3 protein-coding genes, 1 tRNA gene and 1 pseudogene are annotated in these 2,115 nt (G+C 59.9%); 1 reads left to right on the forward strand and 4 read right to left on the reverse strand.

Going from position 1 to position 2,115, the window contains the following annotated elements; all coding sequences use genetic code 11:
- Positions 1-342, reverse strand: a 342-nt coding sequence (locus tag EOA28_RS33585; protein ID WP_148671028.1) for a cyclic nucleotide-binding domain-containing protein, incomplete at its 3' end; no start/stop codon positions are given.
- A gap of 503 nt (positions 343-845) precedes the next feature.
- Here EOA28_RS33585 and EOA28_RS39225 point away from each other — a divergent pair.
- The gene (locus EOA28_RS39225) at positions 846-1,016 is read left to right on the forward strand and encodes a hypothetical protein (RefSeq protein WP_167449170.1); all 171 of its coding nucleotides are present in this window, start codon (positions 846-848) and stop codon (positions 1,014-1,016) included.
- 36 nt (positions 1,017-1,052) lie between these two features.
- Here EOA28_RS39225 and EOA28_RS33590 read toward each other — a convergent pair whose 3' ends face one another.
- From EOA28_RS33590 to EOA28_RS40650, 3 genes and pseudogenes are all read right to left on the reverse strand, one after another.
- Positions 1,053-1,466: a VOC family protein gene (locus EOA28_RS33590; protein ID WP_127252628.1), complete on the reverse strand. Its 414-nt coding sequence runs from the start codon at positions 1,464-1,466 to the stop codon at positions 1,053-1,055.
- Positions 1,467-1,753: 287 nt separating this feature from the next.
- Positions 1,754-1,828 (reverse strand) — tRNA-Val (locus EOA28_RS33595).
- Positions 1,829-1,956: 128 nt separating this feature from the next.
- Positions 1,957-2,115 (reverse strand): annotated as a pseudogene (locus EOA28_RS40650) (phosphoglycolate phosphatase); the annotation flags it as partial.

Below are 2,115 nucleotides of genomic sequence, written 5' to 3' on the forward strand. Positions count from 1 at the left end.
GTCAAAGAGTTGTGTCCGGCTCAGCGAAACCAGCTCGCATGCCGTGAGACAGCTGGCGGTGGCCGTGCGCGGGCGTCCGTCCAGTGCCCCGATCTCGCCGACAAGGCTGCGCGACAGCTCGATATTGGCCACCAGCTTCTGCCCGCCCGGCGAATAGATCGAGATCTCGACCGTGCCGCTTATCACACCATAGATGCGATCGGAGGCATCCTCTTGGACGAACAAATGCTGGCCGGCGGCGTAGCGCTCCAGCTTGCAGCCGCCGAACAGCAGGTCGAAGTGGCGCGGATCGATGCGCGCCAGGCGCGGCAGGTTGCTGTCGTCCGCGCCGTTTGTAGCCATGATACGATTCCGCCTCTGGTTAGACGGAAATTGTAGGATAAGTGCGTGCTCGATCAAAGCGTCGTCTCCTTCTACGGTGACTCTCCGAATTCGGCGGGTGGCTGACAGACGTTCCAATGTCATGCCCGACACGTCGAAACCGGATAAGCCGGCAACTGTAAGGAGACCGGGCGCACTGGCGGTTACGGACCGATCCTTCGAGAACGCCGTCCGCCCGCTTGGGTGGGAGGTGCCCAGCGCGCAGACAGCAAATCTGAAAATGGCTAGGTGATCAAATTCCTTCCTGCGAAACCGCATCCAGTCCGGAGGCCGTCTTCGGGATCTGCAGGTCAGCCAAGCCGTTGGCGCCCCCGTTACGATATCTGCGCGCAAACCCTGTCTGACGTATGTGAAGGTGGTCACAGATACGCCAATGGGCCTGATTGCGAAAAATCGAAAACCGATCTATGGAGCGATCGGCCGGATTGAGGGCGGCCAGTCAACACATTGCACAAGGTCGCCCCATGCCCGATGCCTTCTCTCGCGTCATCGCCTTCCTTGCCGTGGTCACGGCCCTTTTGTTTGCCGGGCTGCACTTCCACCAGGGCCACATCATCGCCACGCTCTATTTCATGACCGGCGCAGTCCTGGTGACGGCGGTAACGCGCATGAATGTGAGACGGGGGCTGATTTAGGCGCCTGCGGCATTCGTGTCCGGCAACGTCAAGGCGTCATGACGACGCCGATGTCATTGCGGAGACGTCCATCCACATCGCGCCCACGGCATGACCATCGGGGTCGGCAAGGTCGCGAGTGTACATGAACCCATGATCTTCGACCGGATTGATGTCGGCCGTGCCGCCGTTAGCGGCCGCAGCGGCGGCCATTGCGTCGACGGCGTCGCGGCTGTCCAGAGAGAGCGCCAACATCACCTCGCTCGACGTTGATGGCGGGATCGGGCGCGTCGTCATCATCTGCCATTTTTCCCGGCTGAGCAGCATGAAGTTGATCTCTTCACTCCATACCATCCAGGCCGCGGCCTCATCGGGAAACTCAGGATTGTTCTTAAAACCAAGGGATTCGTAGAAAGCCCTGGACGCCTTCACGTCGGTAACTGGCAGGCTCACAAAGATCTTCTTGCTCATCGGTCATTCCTTCGTTGTCGAGATACCGGTCCCGGTGCCTCTTTGAAGACGCTTGACCGTCCGCCGAACCGACATGGCATCTTCACTTTTTGAATTAACGGCTCCGCGCTTCGCGCCGACGGCCACCACTCAAACGATGCGGGGAGAACCTGGAACCTCGGCGTTCATCCAGTCCGGATTCTGCACTGAGCCGAGGTCAAAAAATCGCTGCGCGACAGTTGCGCTCCGGAGACATTCTCAAGAAATTGCTTGGAAGCTAAATCATCTAACCATTTCGGGAGGTTAGATGGTGGGCGATGCAGGGATTGAACCTGCGACCCCACCCGTGTGAAGGGTGTGCTCTCCCGCTGAGCTAATCGCCCGCCTGTGGCCCGAAGGCCGAAGCGAGCCGCGATATAAGGTAGGCGGGCGCGTGAAGTCAAGGCGATGTGCCGAGGTTATTCCGCGGTTTGATTTCTCTGATTTTCCGTCGTCGGGATTTGGCGCCGGCTCAGCGCGCCGCTGCGATCAGCCGTTCCGCCAGGTCCGGCGTCAGCGTGTCGAAATGCGAGATCACCAGGGTTGGTTCGAATTCGCTCACATGACGGTCGGTGTAGCCGAAATCGACCGCGACCACCGGAATTCCGGCTGCCTTGGCGGTGTCGATGTC

This window comes from Mesorhizobium sp. M2A.F.Ca.ET.067.02.1.1 (assembly GCF_004023285.1).
In the GTDB taxonomy this organism is placed as follows: domain Bacteria; phylum Pseudomonadota; class Alphaproteobacteria; order Rhizobiales; family Rhizobiaceae; genus Mesorhizobium.

What these genes read in the sequence shown, in the direction of transcription:
- EOA28_RS39225 (WP_167449170.1), top strand. Translation starts at nt 846, where the DNA reads ATGCCCGATGCCTTCTCTCGCGTCATCGCCTTCCTTGCCGTGGTCACG.
- EOA28_RS33590 (WP_127252628.1), bottom strand. Translation starts at nt 1,466, where the DNA reads ATGAGCAAGAAGATCTTTGTGAGCCTGCCAGTTACCGACGTGAAGGCG.